General features: G+C 72.8%; 10 protein-coding genes. All 10 read right to left on the reverse strand.

The features are described 5' to 3' along the window. Nucleotides 1-56: 56 nt before the first annotated feature. A complete protein-coding gene (locus tag ACIA73_RS00595; RefSeq protein WP_399436013.1) occupies nucleotides 57-4,025 on the reverse strand; it encodes an amino acid adenylation domain-containing protein in 3,969 nt (1,322 codons plus the stop codon). Beyond that, on the reverse strand, nucleotides 4,022-7,210 hold the full coding sequence (locus tag ACIA73_RS00600) for an amino acid adenylation domain-containing protein (RefSeq protein WP_399436014.1): 3,189 nt from the start codon (nucleotides 7,208-7,210) through the stop codon (nucleotides 4,022-4,024). The genes ACIA73_RS00595 and ACIA73_RS00600 overlap by 4 nt, the downstream gene beginning before the upstream one ends. After that, complete coding sequence (locus tag ACIA73_RS00605) at nucleotides 7,207-9,600, reverse strand: amino acid adenylation domain-containing protein (RefSeq protein WP_399436015.1); 2,394 nt, start codon at nucleotides 9,598-9,600, stop codon at nucleotides 7,207-7,209. The genes ACIA73_RS00600 and ACIA73_RS00605 overlap by 4 nt, the downstream gene beginning before the upstream one ends. Then, the gene (locus ACIA73_RS00610; RefSeq protein WP_399436016.1) at nucleotides 9,581-10,972 is read right to left on the reverse strand and encodes a pyridoxal phosphate-dependent aminotransferase; all 1,392 of its coding nucleotides are present in this window, start codon (nucleotides 10,970-10,972) and stop codon (nucleotides 9,581-9,583) included. The genes ACIA73_RS00605 and ACIA73_RS00610 overlap by 20 nt, the downstream gene beginning before the upstream one ends. Then, nucleotides 10,969-11,622, reverse strand: a complete 654-nt coding sequence (leuD, locus tag ACIA73_RS00615) for a 3-isopropylmalate dehydratase small subunit (RefSeq protein ID WP_399436017.1) — start codon at nucleotides 11,620-11,622, stop codon at nucleotides 10,969-10,971. Before leuD ends, ACIA73_RS00610 begins: the two co-directional genes overlap by 4 nt. Then, entirely contained in the window at nucleotides 11,610-13,181 is a 1,572-nt protein-coding gene (gene leuC / locus ACIA73_RS00620) for a 3-isopropylmalate dehydratase large subunit (RefSeq protein WP_399436018.1), read from the reverse strand. The genes leuD and leuC overlap by 13 nt, the downstream gene beginning before the upstream one ends. Next, on the reverse strand, nucleotides 13,178-14,920 hold the full coding sequence (locus ACIA73_RS00625) for a 2-isopropylmalate synthase (RefSeq protein WP_399436019.1): 1,743 nt from the start codon (nucleotides 14,918-14,920) through the stop codon (nucleotides 13,178-13,180). The genes leuC and ACIA73_RS00625 overlap by 4 nt, the downstream gene beginning before the upstream one ends. Continuing rightward, entirely contained in the window at nucleotides 14,917-15,150 is a 234-nt protein-coding gene (locus ACIA73_RS00630) for an MbtH family protein (protein WP_399436020.1), read from the reverse strand. Before ACIA73_RS00630 ends, ACIA73_RS00625 begins: the two co-directional genes overlap by 4 nt. A gap of 108 nt (nucleotides 15,151-15,258) precedes the next feature. Beyond that, nucleotides 15,259-15,660 (reverse strand): hypothetical protein, encoded by a 402-nt coding sequence (locus ACIA73_RS00635; protein ID WP_399436021.1) that lies wholly within the window; start codon nucleotides 15,658-15,660, stop codon nucleotides 15,259-15,261. Further along, on the reverse strand, nucleotides 15,657-16,589 hold the full coding sequence (locus ACIA73_RS00640; RefSeq protein ID WP_399436022.1) for an ornithine carbamoyltransferase: 933 nt from the start codon (nucleotides 16,587-16,589) through the stop codon (nucleotides 15,657-15,659). The genes ACIA73_RS00635 and ACIA73_RS00640 overlap by 4 nt, the downstream gene beginning before the upstream one ends. Between the last annotated feature and the right edge of the window lie 536 nt (nucleotides 16,590-17,125).

Genomic DNA, 17,125 nt, shown 5'->3' on the forward strand with positions numbered 1-17,125 from the left:
CGTCCGCGGTCGTGGGCCCCGCGTCGTCGGTCCGGTGCGCGGCCCCCTCGCGTGCCTCACAGCTTCTTCGCCAGGATCTGGCCCATGTGCTTCAGAGGTTCGGGTGCGGTCATGTCCGCGTGGGTGCAGTCCACTTCGTACGACTCGACGGCACCCCGCAGGTACGGGGCCCAGGCCTCGGCGCCGCTGCGGCCGGTCGGGCTGCGGCGGGCGCTGAAGAACAGCAGGTCGCCCTCGTAGGGTTCGGCGGGCCGGTAGGTCCAGCTGATCGCGACGTGGCGGATGGTGGCCTCCAGGACGGCACGGGTCTCCTCCTCGGTGAGTGCGCCCAGTGTGGAGTCGTGTCTGCGGACCAGGCCGGTCAGGCGGGTGACGTCCAGGCCGTCGCCCCGGGTGGGCCCGGCCAGTTCCCGGCCGCTCTCGCCGAGGAGGCCGACCAGGACGTCGGTCTCGGTGACCTCGGGCACCTCGGACCTCGGGGGGCGCGGGTAGGAGTCGAGGAGGGCGAGCAGGGCCACCTCTTCGCCGAGGTCACGCAGTTGCCGGGCGAGGGCGTGCACCACCAGGCCGCCGAAGGACCAGCCGAGGAGGTGGTACGGGCCGTGCGGCTGGACGGCCCGGATGCGGTCGAGGTAGTCGGCGGCGATCTCCTCCACGCTCGCGGGGAGGTGGTCGGGTTCGGTGAGGTGGCGGGACTGGAGGCCGTACAGCGGCCGGTCGGCGGGCAGGTGGCGGACCAGGCCCGCATAGCACCAGCTCATGCCGATGACGGGATGGACGCAGAACAGGGGCGGGACGTCGGTGGCACCCGCCGGGCGGATCGGCAGCAGGCTGTTCATGGGGTCGCCCTCCGGGCCGGGGCCCGTCGTGGGGTCGGTGGGGTACGCCGTCGCGGCGGCCGGGTCGCCGTCGGTGAGGCGGGCGGCGAGGCCGGCGACGGTGGGGGTGCGGAAGAGGTCGCCGATGCCGATCGGACGGCCCGTCCAGGTGGTGCGGATGCGGCTGATGAGGCGGGTGGCAAGGAGGGAGTGGCCGCCGAGCCGGAAGAAGTGGTCGTCGATGCCGACGGACTCCACCCCGAGAGTGTCGGCGAAGAGCGCGCAGAGCTGTTCCTCGACGGGGGTGCGGGGGGCGCGCCGTGCGGAGCTGTCCGTGGTGGGGCGGGGCAGGGCGCGCCGGTCGAGCTTGCGGTTGGGGGTGAGCGGAAGTTCCGTCAGCGTCACGAAGGCGGACGGGATCATGTACTCGGGCAGGGCGCCGCCGAGCGCCTCGGCCAGTGCGTCGTGGGCGGTGGGCGGGTGACCGGTGGCCGGGACGAGGTAGGCGACGAGCCGTTTGTCGCCCGGCTGGTCCTCCCGTACGACGACGGCGGCCTGCGCCACCGACGGCAGGGAGGTCAGCGCCGACTCGATCTCCCCGGACTCGATGCGAAAACCCCGCAGCTTGACCTGCTGGTCCGCCCGTCCGACGAACTCGATCTCGTCGTCGGGTGTCCACCTGACCAGGTCACCGGTGCGGTACATCCGGCTGCCCGGCGGACCGTAGGGGTCGGCCACGAAACGCTCGGCGGTCAGGGCTGGCCGGCCGACGTAACCGCGCGCCAGGCCGGCCCCGGAGACGTACAGCTCGCCCGCCGTGCCGGCCGGTACGAGTTGCAGCGCCCGGTCCAGGACGTAGAGGCCGGTGCCGTCCATGGGGCGGCCGATGGGTACCGGGCCCCGGTAGTCGTAGGGCTTGCGCACGGTGTGGGTGGTGCAGCAGGTGGTGGTCTCGGTGGGCCCGTACACGTGGAAGACGGTGGTACCGGGGCAGTGCGCGGACGCCTGGCGCATCGCGGGCGAGGAGGCAGCCTCGCCCCCGGTGACGACGTACCGCAGCAGGGAGAGCACCGAACGGCCCTCCTCCGCGAGGAGGTTGAACAGTGCGGTGGTGAGGACCGCGCTGGTGACCCCGCATTCCTCGATGACCTCGCGCAGGCGGTCGGCGTCGATACCACCCTCGGGCAGGACGACGACGGCGCCGCCGGTGAGCAGCGGGGGCCAGAGTTCCTGGGAGGAGCCGTCGAAGGACAGCGAGGACAGCAGGAGCGCCCGGCCGGGGGCGGAGCGGGCGAAACCGGAGTGCAGGGCGCGGGCCGCCACGTTGTGGTGGGTGGTGGTGATGCCCTTGGGGGTGCCGGTCGAGCCGGAGGTGTACATGGTGTAGAGCGCCTGGTGGGCGTGGACCGTGGTGGGGAGCGGGGCGGTGGGGCCGCCCTCGGCGGTCAGGGCGGCGAAGGACAGGACCGTCGTCGCTCCGGTGGTGAAGGGGTGCTGCGGCTGGTTGGTGACGATCAGTGCGGCGCCGGTGTCCTCCAGCATGTGCTGGAGGCGGTGCGGGGGCTGCTGGGGGTCGAGCGGGAGGTAGCAGCCACCGGCCTTGGCGACGGCGAGCAGGGTGATGACGTATTCCGGGGAGCGGCTGAAGTGCAGGCCGACGGGGGTTTCCCGGCCGACGCCACGGGCGGCCAGCCGGTGGGCGAGGGCGTTGCTTCGCTCGTCGAGCTGCCGGTAGGTGAGGGCGCGGCCCGGTGTCATCAGGGCCGGGGCGTCGGGGGTGCGGGCCGCCTGGGCCTCGAACAGGGCGGTGAGCGGGGCGGGTGGGGGCGCCGGGGTGGGGTTGATGTGCGCGGCGAGCAGCCGGGCGCGTTCGCCGGCGGACAGGATGTCGATGCCGTGCAGGCGGACGTCCGGGTCGGCGGCGACGGCGGCCAGGATGCGGGCCAGACGGTCCAGGGTGCGGCCGATGGTCGCCTCGTCGTAGAGGTCGGTGGCGTACTGGGCGGTGAGGTCCAGTCCGTCGGGGGTGCCGTCCGGGGTGCGGCGCTCGTAGAAGTGGAAGCTGATGTCGAACTTGGCGACGGGCAGCGCCACGATCTCCGCGGTCAGGCCGAGGTCGCCGAGCGTGCCGGTGGGGCGGGCGGCGTCCTCGACGGTCAGCGCGAGCTGGCACAGCGGGTGGCGGGCGGCGGACCGTTCGGGGTTGAGCTCCTCGACGAGCCGGTCCAGCGGTATGTCCTGGTGGGACAGGGCCGCCAGGTCGACGTCCCTGGTGCGGGCGAGGAGTTCGCGGAAGGCGGGGTCGCCGGTGGTGTCGGTGCGCAGCACCAGGGTGTTGATGAAGAACCCGACCAGGTCCTCCAGTGCCTCGTCGGTGCGGCCCGCGACGGCGGTGCCCAGCGGCAGATCGGTGCCCGCGCCGGTGCGGGTGAGCAGGGCGCACAGGGCGGCGTGGGCGACGGTGAAGAAGGTGGTGCTGCTGTCCCGCGCGAGCCGGTGCAGGGCGCGGTGCACCTCGGCGGGGGCGGTACGGGTGACGGAGGCGCCCCGGTAGCGGGCGAGGGCGGGGCGCGGCCGGTCCAGCGGCAGGGTGACCTCGTCGGGGAGTCCGGCCAGCGTCTCGCGCCAGTAGGCGAGTTGCTGCCCGGCGATGCCGTCCTCACCGGTGTCGTCGAGGATTTCCTTCTGCCACAGCGTGTAGTCGGCGTACTGGACCGGCAGTTCCTCCCAGTCCGGTGCCAGGCCCCGGGTGCGCTGCCGGTAGGCGGTGGACAGGTCGTGCAGCAGGGGCTTGACGGATCCACCGTCGGACGCGATGTGGTGCAGGACCAGCAGGAGTACGTGGTCGTCCGTGTCCCTCCTGAACAGGTGTGCGCGCATGGGGAGTTCGCGCGACAGGTCGAAGGGTTCGGCGGAGCGGGCGGCCAGCAGCGCGGGGAGGGTGTCCGTGGTGGCGGGGTGCGGCTCCAGCGGGAAGAGCGCCTCACCCGGCGGCCGGACGTCCTGGTGGGGGGTGCCCTCGTGCTCGGGGAAGACGGTGCGCAGCACTTCGTGGCGGCCGGCCACATCGGTGAGCGCCGCCGCGAGGGCGGCGCGGTCCAGCGGGCCGCGCAGGGTCAGGGCGAGCGGTATGTGGTAGGTGGCGGAGGGTCCTTCGAGCTGGGCGAGGAACCAGAGCCGCTGCTGGGTGTACGAGAGGGAGATCACGAGGTCGCTCCGGTCCGGCGCATCGGGCGCAGCTTGGGGCGGGCGGGGCGGGCGGCGCCCACCTGCCCGGCCAGTTCCGCCACGGTGGGGTGCTCGAAGAGGGTCTTGACCGAGAGGTCCGCGCCGACGCGGCCGCGGATGCGGCTGATCAGGCGGGTGGCGAGCAGGGAGTGGCCGCCGAGCCGGAAGAAGTGGTCGTCGATGCCGACGGACTCCAGACCGAGGGTTTCGGCGAAGAGCGCGCAGAGCTGCTCCTCGACCGGGGTGCGGGGGGCGCGGGCGGTGGTGACGGCCGTGGGCTTCGGCAGGGCGCGGCGGTCCAGTTTGCCGTTGTGGGTCAGCGGCAGGCGCTCCAGCGCCACGAACGCGGAGGGGATCATGTACGCGGGCAGCGTCGCGGCGAGCGCGTCCGTCAACTCTCCTTGTTCCGGCTCGCGTTGGCCGGGCTGTACGACGAGGTAGGCGACGAGCCGTTTGTCGCCCGGCTGGTCCTCCCGTACGACGACGGCGGCCTGCGCCACCGACGGCAGGGAGGTCAGCGCCGACTCGATCTCCCCGGGCTCGATGCGAAAACCCCGCAGCTTGACCTGCTGGTCCGCCCGTCCGACGAACTCGATCTCGTCGTCGGGTGTCCACCTGACCAGGTCACCGGTGCGGTACATCCGGCTGCCCGGCGGACCGTAGGGGTCGGCCACGAAACGCTCGGCGGTCAGCGCGGGCCGGCCGACGTAACCGCGCGCCAGGTGGCTGCCCGCCACCCACAGTTCACCGACCACACCGGGCAGGGCGAGCCCGAGGTGGGCGTCCAGGACGTACATGGCGGTGTTCGCCATCGGTATGCCGAGGTCGAGCGCGTCGGCGGTGTGCCGTTCGGGGCCGAAGTACTGGTAGCTGCAGAAGACGGTGGTCTCCGTCGGCCCGTACACATGGCTGACGGCGGGGTGCACGGGGCGTTCCAGCAGGGTGCGCAGGGCGGTGATCTGGAGGACGTCGCCACCGGTCCAGATCTCCCGGAGCTCCGCCAGCCCGTCCGGGGCCTCCTGGGTCATCACGTCGAAGAGCGCGGTGGTGAGGTACATCGCGGTGATGCCGTGGGTGCGGATCGCGCGTTCCAGGGCGGCGGGGTCGATCTTCTCGTCGGTGAGGACGACCGTGGTCCCGCCGTGCAGCAGCGGCACCCACAGTTCGTAGGTGTGGGAGTCGAAGGCCGGCGGCGAGTAGGAGAGCACGGTGCGGTGCCGGCCGTTGTCCCAGCAGGGGTCCAGGGCGAGTTCGGCCACGTTGTGGTGGGTGGCGGCGATGCCCTTGGGGGTGCCGGTGGAGCCGGAGGTGTACATCGTGTAGGCGCTCTGGTGCGGGTGCACGAGCACGTCGGGCGCGGTGGTGTCGCACGTGGCGAGGTCCGGGCCGTCGGCGGTCAGGGCGTCGATGTGGCGGACGGGGACGGTGGTGAAGGGGTGCTGCGGCTGGTTGGTCAGCACGAACGCCGTGCGGGTGTCGTCGATCATGTGCTGGAGGCGGTGCGCGGGTTGCCGCGGGTCCAGCGGCAGATAGCAGGCACCCGCCTTGAGGACGGCCAGCAGGGCGACGGTGTAGTTCCACGAGCGGGTGAAGTGCAGGCCGACCGTGGCCTCCGGGGCGAGCCCGAGCGCCAGCAGGTGGCGCGCCAACACGTTGGACTGCTCGTCGAGTTGACGGTACGTCAGTGAGGTGTACGGCGCGACGAGGGCGACCGCGTCGGGGGTGCGGGCCACCTGTGCGGCGAACAGGGCGGGCAGTGTGGCGGGGGTCATGCCGTGGAGCGTGTCGTCGGCCGTGTCGTTGTAGGTCACCAGGAGCCGGTGGCGCTCCTCGGCGCTCAGCAGGTCGATTCCGTGCAGCGGGAGACCGGGGTCGTCGGGCACGGCGGTGAGGATGCGGACCAGGCGGTCCAGGGCGCGGGCCACGGTCGCCTCGTCGTACAGGTCGGTGGCGTACTGCGCGGTGAGGTCCAGTCCGTCGGGCGTCCCGTCCGCGGTGCGCCGCTCGTAGAAGTTGAAGGTGATGTCGAACTTGGCGATCGGAAGCGGCACCGTCTGTGCGGAGGCCCGCAGCCCGGGGAGCCGCGGCGGCACCTCGGCGGCGTCGCCGACGGTGAGCATCACCTGGAACAGCGGGTGCCGGGCGGCGGTGCGCTCCGGGTTCAGCTCCTCCACGAGGCGGGCGAAGGGGACTTCCTGGTGGGCCCAGGCCTCCAGGTCGACGTCACGGATCCGGGCCAGCAGTTCCCGGAAGGTGGGGTTGCCCGAGGCGTCCGCGCGCAGCACCAGCGTATTGATGAAGAACCCGACCAGGTCCTCCAGGTCCTCCTCGTCGCGCCCGGCGACCACGGTGCCGACCGGCAGGTCGGTGCCCGCGCCGGAGCGGGCGAGCAGGGTGCACAGCGCGGCGTGGGCGACGGTGAAGAAGGTGACGTCGTTGTCCCGGGCGAGGGCGTGCAGCGCCTGGTGCCGCCGCGCCGGCAGGGTCCGGGTGAGCAGGGCTCCCCGGTAGGAGGCGACGGCGGGCCTGGCCCGGTCGGCCGGCAGCACGGTCTCCTCCGGAAGGCCGGACAACACCGTGCGCCAGTGAGCGAGTTGACGGCCGAGCGGCCCTGCGCCGGACTCGTCGTCGAGCAGTTCCCGCTGCCACAGCGCGTAGTCGGCGTACTGGACCGGCAGCTCCTCCCAGTCCGGGGCGAGCCCCTGGGCGCGCCTCCCGTAGGCGAGGGAGAGGTCCCGCATCAGCGGCCCGGCCGACCAGCCGTCGGACGCGATGTGGTGTGTCACCAGCAGCAGTACGTGGTCGTCGGCGGCGAGCGTGAACAGAGCTGCTCGCAACGGCAGTTCATTCTCCAGCGCGAAGGGCAGCTCCGCGTGTCCGGCCAGCAGTGCGGGCAGCGACTCCTCGGTGGCGGGCAGCGGCTCCAGCGGGAAGGCGACCTCGTCGATGGGGTGGACGTGCTGGTGGGGCACCCCGTCCCGGTCGGGGAAGGTGGTGCGCAGCACCTCGTGCCGGGCCGTCACATCGACCAGGGCCGCCGACAGGGCGGCGCGGTCGAGTGTGCCGCCGAGCCGGATCGCCCGGGGGATGTGGTACGTCGCGGAGGGCCCTTCGAGCTGGGCGAGGAACCACAGTCGCTGCTGGGTGTAGGAGAGGGGGATCACGAGGTTGCTCCCGTCCGGCGCATGGGCCGCAGTCTCGGGCGCGCGGGGAGTGCGCTTCCTGGGGGCCCGGCCGTGGGTCCGGCCAGGTGTCCGGCGAGTTCGGCCACGGTGGGGTGGTCGAAGAGGGTCTTGACCGACAGTTCGGGCAGCGCCGTCAGAGGGGCGACCCTGGTGCGGATGCGGCCGATGAGGCGGGTGGCGAGCAGGGAGTGCCCGCCGAGCCGGAAGAAGTGGTCGTCGATGCCGACCGACTCCACGCCCAGCACCTCGGCGAAGAGGGCGCAGAGCCGGGTCTCCACCGGGGTGCGGGGAGCGCGGGCGGTGGTGTCGGCGGTGGGTTTCGGCAGGGCGCGGCGGTCCAGTTTCCCGTTCGGGGTCAGCGGCAGGCACTCCAGCGTCACGAACGCGGAGGGGACCATGTGACCGGGGAGCGTCCCGGCGAGCTGAGCGGCCAACTCGCGCTGTGCGGGCGGGGTTTCACCGGCGTCCGGCACCAGGTAGGCGACGAGGCGCTGGTCGCCGGGCCGGTCCTCGCGGACGACCACGGCGGCCTGGGCGATGCCGGGCAGCACGGTCAGCGCGGACTCGATCTCGCCGGGCTCGATGCGGTAACCGCGCAGTTTGACCTGCTCGTCGGCGCGGCCGACGAATTCGAGGTCGCCCCCCGCGGTCCACCGCGCCAGGTCTCCGGTGCGGTACATGCGGCTGCCGGGCGGGCCGAAGGGGTCGGCGACGAAGCGTTCGGCGGTGAGCGCCGGACGCGCCAGGTAGCCGCGCGCCAGGACGACCCCGGCCACGTACAGCTCCCCCGGTGTGCCCGGCGCGACCTGCTCCAGGCGGGCGTCCAGGACGTACATCCGGGTCAGCCAGAACGGCCGGCCGACCGGGACGGGCCCGGACGGGGCGGGGGCGCCGGGCGGCAGGTGGAAGTCGGCGCAGTTCACGGTCGCCTCGGTCGGCCCGTAGGCGTTGACCACCCGGGCCCCGGGGTGGGCGGCGCGCCAGGGGGCGATCGCCTCGCCGAGGAGGGCCTCGCCGCCCACGACGAGGGTGCCGGACGGGGAGACCCCGGCGGGAAGGTCGCGCAGCAGGGCGAGATGGGACGGCGTCACCTTCATGAAGGTGGGGCGCACGGGCGCGGGTCCCACGGCCGTGGGACCGGATGCGGTTGTGCGCGTCTCCCCCAGGGCTTCCAGGTGTACGTGGCCGCCGCCGGTCAGGGGGGTGTAGAGGGCGGTGACCGTGAGGTCGAAGGCGTAGGAAGTGCTCACCAGCGAGGTGCCCGCGGCGTCCGGGTAGCGCAGCCGCGCCTGCTCCAGGTAGGCGCCGACAGAACGGTGTTCGACGACGACACCCTTGGGGCGGCCGGTCGAGCCCGAGGTGTAGATGACGTACGCGGGGTGGTCGAGGGACAGCGGGAGGGCGCGGTCGGCGTCGGTGACGGGGCCCGCTTCCGTGCGGGCGAGGAGGGCGGTGACGGAGGGGGCGTCGAGGAGCAGGCGCTCGGTGGGGGCAGGCCGCCGCCCGGTGGGTGCGGCGGGACCGGACTGTGTGGGGCCGGACTTGGTAGGGCCGGTCGCGGCCGGGTCGGCCGCGTCGGGACCGGGCGCGTTCCGCGTTCCGTCGGGCGTCGACGTGTCGGTCAGCAGGAGGACCGGGGCGGCGTCGCCGAGGATCAGCGCGGCGCGTTCCGCCGGGTACTCCGGGTCCACCGGAACGTATGCCCCACCGGTCTTGAGGACGGCGAGCAGGGCGACGGCGAGCCGCACCGAGCGGCGCAGCGAGACCGCCACCAGGCGTTCGGCGCGGACGCCCCGGGCGATCAGCAGCCGGGCCAGGCGGTTGGCCGCTTCGTCCAGTTCTCGGTACGTCAGGGTGTCGCGGCCACTGGTGACGGCAGGGGCGTCGGGGGTACGGGCGGCCTGGCGGGCGAAGAGTTCCGGCAGCGACTCCTGGGCGGTGCGGGCGCCGCGCGCCAGGCCCCCGGGGTCGTCGGGGCCGTGGTCGGCCAGCGCGGTGAGCATCCGGGACAGCCGTACGGCGAGCCCGTCCGCCGCCGCGGGCACCACCCGGTCGGTCCGGTGGCCGAGCGCGTACCCGGTGCCGTCCGCGCTGCGGGTCAGCACCAGGCCCGTCGCCGCCAGGGTGGCCGCGTCGCCGGTCAGCGCGGTGCTGAGCGTGGCCAGGATGTCCGCGCAGAACTCCCGCGGCGCGCGGCCGGCGAGGAGTTCGGTCAGGCGGTGGGCGGCCGGGGCGGGCAGGGTCAGCGGCACGCTGGTGGCGCGGGGCGGTCGGCCAGTGGATGCCTGGACTGCGGACGCCTGGACTGCGGGCGGCCGGCCAGTGGACGCCTGGTCTGCGGGCGGCTGGTCAGTGGGCGGCTGCGGCATGACCACCCCAAGTCGACAGATCTTGCGCGGAGTCGGAACCCGGCGGGGTCGATGCCGCGAGGACGCTCAGGCGCTTCCTGGCGGCCTCCAGGGTGTCGGTGGTCCGGTTGAAAGCGACCCGGACGTGTCCCGCGCCGTCCCGGGGGTCGGCGTAGAAGGCGGTCGCCGGGGCCATCAGAACTCCGGTCCGGTTCATCAGTTCCCGTACGAAGTCGGGGCTGTCCAGGGTGGTCAGCTCGCGAATTCCGGCCATCACGTAGCAGCCGCCGCGCGGGGGCTCGCAGGTGAAGCCGGACTCGCGCAGCAGCGCCACGGCAAGGTCGCGGCGTTCGCGCATCGCCACGGCGGTCCCGCGCACGTCGTCACCGAACAGCTCCATGGAGGCGGCGGCGTGCTGGAGCGGCGTGGGCGCGCCCGCGGTGGTGGCCACATGGACCTGGCGAAGCAGCCGGGTCCAGTGCGGGCGGGCCCGCAGGAACCCGATGCGCCAGCCGCTGACCGCATGGCTCTTGGAGAGGCTGCCGATGACCATGGAGCGGTCGGCGAGGCCGGGGATCTCCGCGACCGAGCAGTGCCGGGCCAGGGCGCTCACGCCGGTGCCCGTGTGGGTGCCCGCCTGAGTGCCGGTGGAGCCGTCGTCGTACACGAAGGGCGCGTACACCTCGTCGGAGACGACGGTGACGTTCCACTTTTCGCAGAGTTCCGCGACGAGGTGCAGCAGGTCGCGGTCCAGGACGGTGCCGGTGGGGTTGGCGGGGCTGTTGAGGATGAGGGCGCGGGTGCGGGGGCCGAAGGCGGCGGCGAGTTCGTCCGGGTCGGGCAGCCAGTGCCTGCCCCGCAGGGGGACGCGGACCGGGACGCCCTGGGCCATGGCGATGGCGCTGAGGAAGTTCTCGTAGAACGGTTCCAGCACGATCACTTCGTCGCCGGGGTCGACGACGGTGAGCAGGGCGACGCACAGTCCCTCGCTGCCGCCGACGGTGACGGTGATCTCGTCCGCCGGGTCGGGGGAGCCGGGCAGCCCTGCGGCGATCCGGGCACGCAGGGCTGGCAGGCCGGACGGATCGGTGTACTGGTGGGCGCCGGCCCGCAGCGCGGCGTGCGCCGCGTCGACGAGGGGCGCCGGGGTGGCCGGGAACTCCGGGGTGCCCATGGCGAGGTTGACCAGGTCGGCGGGGAGGCCCGCGGAGAGCAGGGCGGCGAGCCCGCCGCCGGGGAGGTGGCCGACGCGGGTGGCGGGAGTGGCGGCGAAGGGCTCGGGGGTGCCGCTGCGCCCGTGCGTCGTCGCGCGGGTGTCGGTGGCCGTGGACGCGCGGGGGTCTCCGTCCGTGCTCGCGCGGGTACCGGTGTGCTGGGGGTCGGGGTGGGTCACCGGGCCACGTCCGCCGTCTCGGGGGCCGCCGGGTGTGCCGCTGTCCGCGCGTCGAAGACGCCTCGGGGGATGCGGGGCAGCCAGGCCGGGCGGGTGCGTTCGTACTCCTCGATGAGCGGGGTGCGCCGTAGCGTCGCCTCGATCACGTCCAGACCCTCCAGCAGCAGTCGGCGCGAGCGGCCGTCCGCCGGGAAGTTCCAGGCGCGGCCGTCCGCGCGCAGTTCGCACTCCCGCAGGTCGACGGTGACGGTCAGGCCCTGCGGTGATTCCGCCAGGTCCATCAGCTCCCGTACGACGTCGACGGGGAGGTCGACCGGGACCAGGGCGTTGTTCCAGGCGTTGCGGCGGAAGATGTCGCCGAAACCGGTGGCGACCACCGCGGTGAATCCACCGTCCCGCAGGGCCCACACCGCGTGTTCGCGGGAGCTGCCCACGCCGAAGGACTCCCCCGCCAACAGGACCGAGGCGCCTTGGGCGGCGGGCTGGTCGAGCACGAAGCCGGGCTGCGCCCGCCAGCGGGCGAACAGGGCGTCCTGGTAACCCGACTTGACGACGCGCTTGCAGAACTCGCCGGGGACGATCTGGTCGGTGTCGACGTGGTCGCGGCGCAGAGCGACCGCTCGCCCGGTGTGCGTGATCAACGGTTCCACGGAGTCTCTCCGTTCCTCGGGGCCCGGCCGGTGGCGGCCGGACCGACGGGCGCGGCGGATGCGCCGGGCGCCTCGATTACGGCGGCCGGCAGGTCAGCGGTCGGCAGATCGGCGGCCGGCAGGTCGGCTGGGGCGGTGAGCCGGCCTGTCACCGCTGTCGCGGCGGCGACGGCGGGCGAGACGAGGTGGGTGCGGGCGGTGGCGCCCTGCCGGCCCTCGAAGTTGCGGTTGGAGGTGGAGGCGCAGCGCTGCGGGCCGAGCAGCCGGTCGGTGTTCATGCCCAGGCAGATCGAGCAGCCGGGCAGCCGCCATTCGGCCCCGGCGTCGGTGAACACCCGGTCCAGACCCTCCTGTTCGGCCTGTTCGCGCACCTCCATGGAGCCCGGGACGACCAACAGGCGCGTACTGTCCGCCACTTGACGGCCCTTCAGGACACCTGCGGCCGACCGCAGGTCCTCGATGCGGCCGTTGGTGCAGGAGCCGAGGAAGACCACGTCCACCGCGACGTCGCGCAGGACGGTGCCCGGGGCGAGGTCCATATACGCGAGCGCCTGTTCGGCGGCGGCCCGCTCCTGCGGGTCGTCGAACTCCTCGGGCGAGGGCACGACGCTGCCCACCGGGGCGACCTGGGAGGGGTTGGTTCCCCAGGTCACCAGGGGGGTCAGGGTCGACACATCGAGGGTGACGGTGCGGTCGAACTCGGCGTCGTCGTCGCTGCGCAGGGTCCGCCAGTACGCGAGCGCCTCGTCCCACTGGTCGCCCACCGGGGCGTACGGCAGCCCCTTGAGGTAGCTGAAGGTGGTCTCGTCGGGGGCGACCAGACCGGCCCGTGCGCCCGCCTCGATGCTCATGTTGCAGAGCGTCATCCGGGCTTCCATGGAGAGTTCGCGGACGGCCTCGCCCCGGTACTCGACCATGTGCCCCTGGGCGCCGTTGGTGCCGATGCGGGCGATCACCGCGAGGGCGAGGTCCTTGGCGCCGACACCCTCCGGCAGCGTGCCGGTGAGGTCGACGGCCATCACGCGGGGCCTGCGCACCTCCAGGCACTGGGTGGCCAGCACGTGTTCGACGTCGCTGGTGCCGACGCCGAAGGCGAGCGCGCCGAAGGCGCCGTGCGTGGAGGTGTGGCTGTCGCCGCAGACCACCGACATGCCGGGCAGCACAAGACCGAGCTGGGGCCCGACCACATGCACGATGCCCTGGCGGCGGTGGCCCAGCGAGTACAGCTCGACGCCGAAGTCGTCACTGTTGCGCCGCAGGGTCTCGATCTGGGTGCGGCCCACCGGGTCGGACAGCACGAGGGAGTCGGTGGGGACGTTGTGGTCCTCCAGGGCGAGCGTCAACTCGGGCTGCCGTAGGGTGCGTTGGGCGAGCCGGAGCCCGTCGAAGGCCTGCGGGGAGGTCGCCTCGTGGGTGAGGTGCAGATCGACGTAGAGCAGGTCGGGATCCTCGGCCTCGGCCGGTACGACGACGTGGCTGTCCCAGAGCCGGTCGGCGAGGGTGCGGGGGCCGACGGCGGTGGGGCCGGTGGTGCTGGAGGTGGCGGGCAGGACGGTCATCGGGGTATCTCCTCGGCGGTGGCTGCGACGCCCTCCTTGCGGAGCTGGCTGACCGCCGAGCGCACGGCGGCGGCGACCGCGGGCGCGGACGCCGCGGCCAGTCCGAAGCCCCAGCACGAGCGGCCCTCGGCGACGACCTCGCAGCACGCGCTGTCCGACTCTCCGTCGGATCCGGCCCGCCCGGTCACCAGCTCGCGGACCTCGCCCTGGACTCCGTACGCCAGCAGCAACCGCACGGCCAGCTCGTGAAGGCCGGTAACGGGCACACCGTCTGACGCACCGTCAAGGTCACCGCCGCGCTCCAGGCCCAGCTCGCCGCCCAGCGCGCCGTCGGCACTCTGCGGGAACGACTCGTCCGTCCCTGGCTGGATGTAGCGCTGGTCGAAGTGCTGCCAGAGTTCGGCGGCCGTGATCTCGCCCTCGCGGGTCTCGGTGACCCGCTGCATGGCCGCGGCGAAGTCGATCTGGAGCCTGCGGGGCATCTCCACCCCGCGTTCGGCGCGCAGCAGATGGGCGATGCCGCCCTTGCCGGACTGGCTGTTGATGCGGATGAGCGCCTGGTAGTCGCGGCCGATGTCGCGCGGGTCGATCGGCAGGTAGGGCACGTCCCACGGGGAGTCGGAGGCGTCGCCGCGCGCCTTGAGACCCTTGGCGATGGCGTCCTGGTGGGTGCCGGCGAAGGAGGTGTAGACGAAGTCGCCCGCCCAGGGGTGGCGGTGCGAGACCGGCATCAGGTTGCACTCCTCGACCACACGCCTCACGCCGTCGAGGTCGCGCAGGTCGAGCATGGGGTCGACGCCCTGGGAGAAGAGGTTCATCGCGAGGGTGACCAGGCAGACGTTGCCGGTGCGCTCGCCGTTGCCGAAGAGGGTGCCCTCGACGCGGTCGGCGCCCGCCATGACGGCCATCTCGGCCGCGGCGACCCCGCTGCCCCGGTCGTTGTGCGGGTGGACCGAGAGCATCACCCGCTCGCGGTGGGCGAGGTTGCGGCTCATGTACTCGATGCGGTCGGCGAACTCCTGCGGAGGGTAGACCTCGACCGTCGCCGGCAGGTTCACGGCAAGGGTGTGCCGGGCGCGCGGGGCCCAGAAGTCGAGGACCTCGTTGCAGATCTCCAGGGCGTAGTCCGGTTCGGTCTGGGTGAAGGACTCCGGGGCGTACTGGAGGAGGATCTCGGTGCCCGGCAGCGAGTCCTGGAGGCGCAGCGCCTGTGCGGCGCCGGCCAGGGCCATCGCCTTGACCTCGGCGCGGCTCTTGCGGAAGACGAGTCTGCGCTGGATCTCCGAGGTCGGGTTGAAGACCTGGAGGACGGCGCGGCGGGCGCCGGCGAGCGAGGCGACGGTGCGTTCGATGAAGTCGCCGATGACCGGGGTCATCACCTGGACGACGACGTCCTCGGGGATGGCGTCGGTGTCGATCAGATGGCGTACGAAGTCGTGGTCGTCGCGGGACGCGGTCGGGTAGCCGACCTCGATCTCCTTGAAGCCGAGCCGGACCAGCAGGTCGAACATGGTGCGCTTGCGTTCCAGGGTCATCGGGTCGATGAGGGCCTGGTTGCCGTCGCGCAGGTCGACGCTGGCCCACAGCGGGGCGCGTTCGACGCGCTTGCCGGGCCAGTTGCGGTCGGCGAGGCCGATCGGCTCGTACGGGGCGTACTTGGCGATGCTCATCGGGCCGGGAGCCGGGGTGCCCCGGGTGACGACGGTGGTGGGCGCCCCGTCGGCGGTGGTGGCGGTCATGACCTGCCTCCGGTCTCGGCACGGGCCATCGCCTCGGCGACGGAGCGGGGGCGCAGATCGGTCCAGTGGCTCTCGATGTGGTCCGTGCAGGCCTGCTTGGAGGTGGCGGCCAGGGCCACGGTCCAGCCCGCCGGGGCGTCCTGGGCGGCGGGCCACAGCGAGTGCTGGCCCTCGTCGTTGACCAGGACCTGGTACGTGCCGTCGGGATCGTCGAAGGGGTTCGTCGCCATCGTCGTTTCCACTTCCGTTCAGTACGTGGGGAACGTGCGCCCGCACCCGGCGGGGAGGTCCGCGGTGGGGGAACTCTGCTGTTCTCGGGACGAGTCGGGGACGGCGGGTCAGCCGCGGGCGTCGGCGCCGCGGCCGTCGTGGCCACGCGTCTCCCCCGTACGGACGTTGCCGCCGCCCACGCCCCTGCTGCGGACGTCCCGGTCGCGGGTGACGGCCATCCCGGTCACCACGACCAGGGCACGTGCCGACTCCAGGGCCCGGTGCAGCAGTGCGGTGCTGGCCTCGTGGTCGTGGGCGGCCAGCCGGTCGGCGCGCAGTACGTGCAGCGCGACCTCCAGGGCCGCCACGTGCGCCTCGCCGAGCACGTCGTTGCGGTCGACGCCGTCCAGGGCGGCCATCAGCGCGCTTTCGGTGGCGCGGAGCGCCTGCGCGGAGCCGGCCCCGGCCCGCACGCCGGGGGCCGCCTCGACGGCCGCCGGTCCCGCTGCTCCGTCGACGGCACTGCTCACTGCGCGCCGCCCACCACGCACCACTCCAGGACGGACATGGCTGCGGTCATCTTGTGGTACGCCTGACGCCAGGCGAGGCTCTCGGGGCCGTCGAGCATGTCGTCGGTGACCTCCTGGCCCCGGATGGCGGGCAGGTCGTGCAGGAACACCGCGTTCGGCCCCGTGACCTTGGCGAAGAAGTCCCGGTCGACCCGGAAGCCGTCGAAGGCGCGCAGCCAGTTCGGGTCCGCCTTCTCGACGCCCATGGTCTGCCAGCGCGCGGTGTAGACCGCGTCGGCCGGGGCGTCGAGTTCGTCGATGTGCTGATGGTGGGTGACCAGGGCCTTGCCGCCGCCGAGTTGCTCGACGCGGGCGAGGATCTCCGGCGGCAGGCCGTAACCCTCGGGGCACAGCACCGACAGCTTGAAGCCGGGGGTGAGGGCGGTGAGCAGGGCGAGGGCGGCGGCGGAGCTGTTTCCCTCGCCGACGTACAGGAGGTGCTTGCCGTCGAGGTCGCCGAAGTGCTCGGCGAGGGTGGCGAAGTCGGCGACGGCCTGGGTGGGGTGCTCGTCGAGGCTGAGCGCGTTGACCACGGCGAGGTCGGGGCTGGAACCGAGCGCTCGCATCTCGCCAACATCGCCGTTGGTACGGATGACCAGGGCGTCGAGGTATTGACCAAGGACGCGGGCGGTGTCCTCGCGGGTCTCCCCCGTGTTCAACTGCAAATCGTCCGGGCCGTAGGTGATGACGTCCGCGCCGAGCCGGGTGGCTCCGGCCCAGAATGAGGAGCGGGTGCGCGTGGAGGTCTTGCTGAAGTAGATCCCCACCGGGTGTCCGGCCAGACTGCGCGGTGCCCGGCGGTCGCCGACGCGCGCGAACTCGACGGCGCGGTCGACCAACTCCCGCGCTTCATCGGCGCATATGTCATTGAGCGAGAGGAAATTTCGCATATCTCGTTTCGTCCCTGCTTGTGCGCGATGTGTGCTTATTTGTTCCCGCACGGCGCGACAGTGCGTCGGACCGTCATCGGGAAAAGGGCATGCCTTGGCGAATGCGAAGAACTGAGGCATGCGGAAGTGTCCGCGGAGCCGGGACTTCCGGGGATTTCGGAAAACCCTCGAAGGAAATCCCGGCCTCCTTTCGGACAAGCATCGGAAGAAGGCGGCCAGAATCTGGCCAGACGTTATGATCATGCGGCGCGCGAGCTTGTCGCGTCTGCCGGACAGGGGGAGGTGAGCTGGTGGATTACCGTTCCGCTCACGGTGGCCCAGACATCTCGCCGACTACGGATTCACTTCCGCAGGGCGGTTCGGGCCGACCACCCGGAGAGTCAATTCCCGGTAAATGTCTTCCCTGGTGTCCGGAGTCCGGGAACCGGCACCACGTGCCGGAATGTGCCCGTGTTCCGCTCTTTCACTCGACTCAGTGCTCAGCGGCCCAGATGATGTCGCTCTGCATTGCGGCCGTCCTTGCCGCACAAAGGGGC

Origin of the sequence: Streptomyces sp. NPDC051561 (assembly GCF_044454195.1) — a bacterium.
Lineage (GTDB): Bacteria > Actinomycetota > Actinomycetes > Streptomycetales > Streptomycetaceae > Streptomyces.

Coding starts and splice junctions, on each gene's coding strand:
- ACIA73_RS00605 (WP_399436015.1), bottom strand. CDS start 9,600: ATGCCGCAGCCGCCCACTGACCAGCCGCCCGCAGACCAGGCGTCCACT.
- leuC (WP_399436018.1), bottom strand. CDS start 13,181: ATGACCGTCCTGCCCGCCACCTCCAGCACCACCGGCCCCACCGCCGTC.
- ACIA73_RS00625 (WP_399436019.1), bottom strand. CDS start 14,920: ATGACCGCCACCACCGCCGACGGGGCGCCCACCACCGTCGTCACCCGG.
- ACIA73_RS00630 (WP_399436020.1), bottom strand. CDS start 15,150: ATGGCGACGAACCCCTTCGACGATCCCGACGGCACGTACCAGGTCCTG.
- ACIA73_RS00640 (WP_399436022.1), bottom strand. CDS start 16,589: ATGCGAAATTTCCTCTCGCTCAATGACATATGCGCCGATGAAGCGCGG.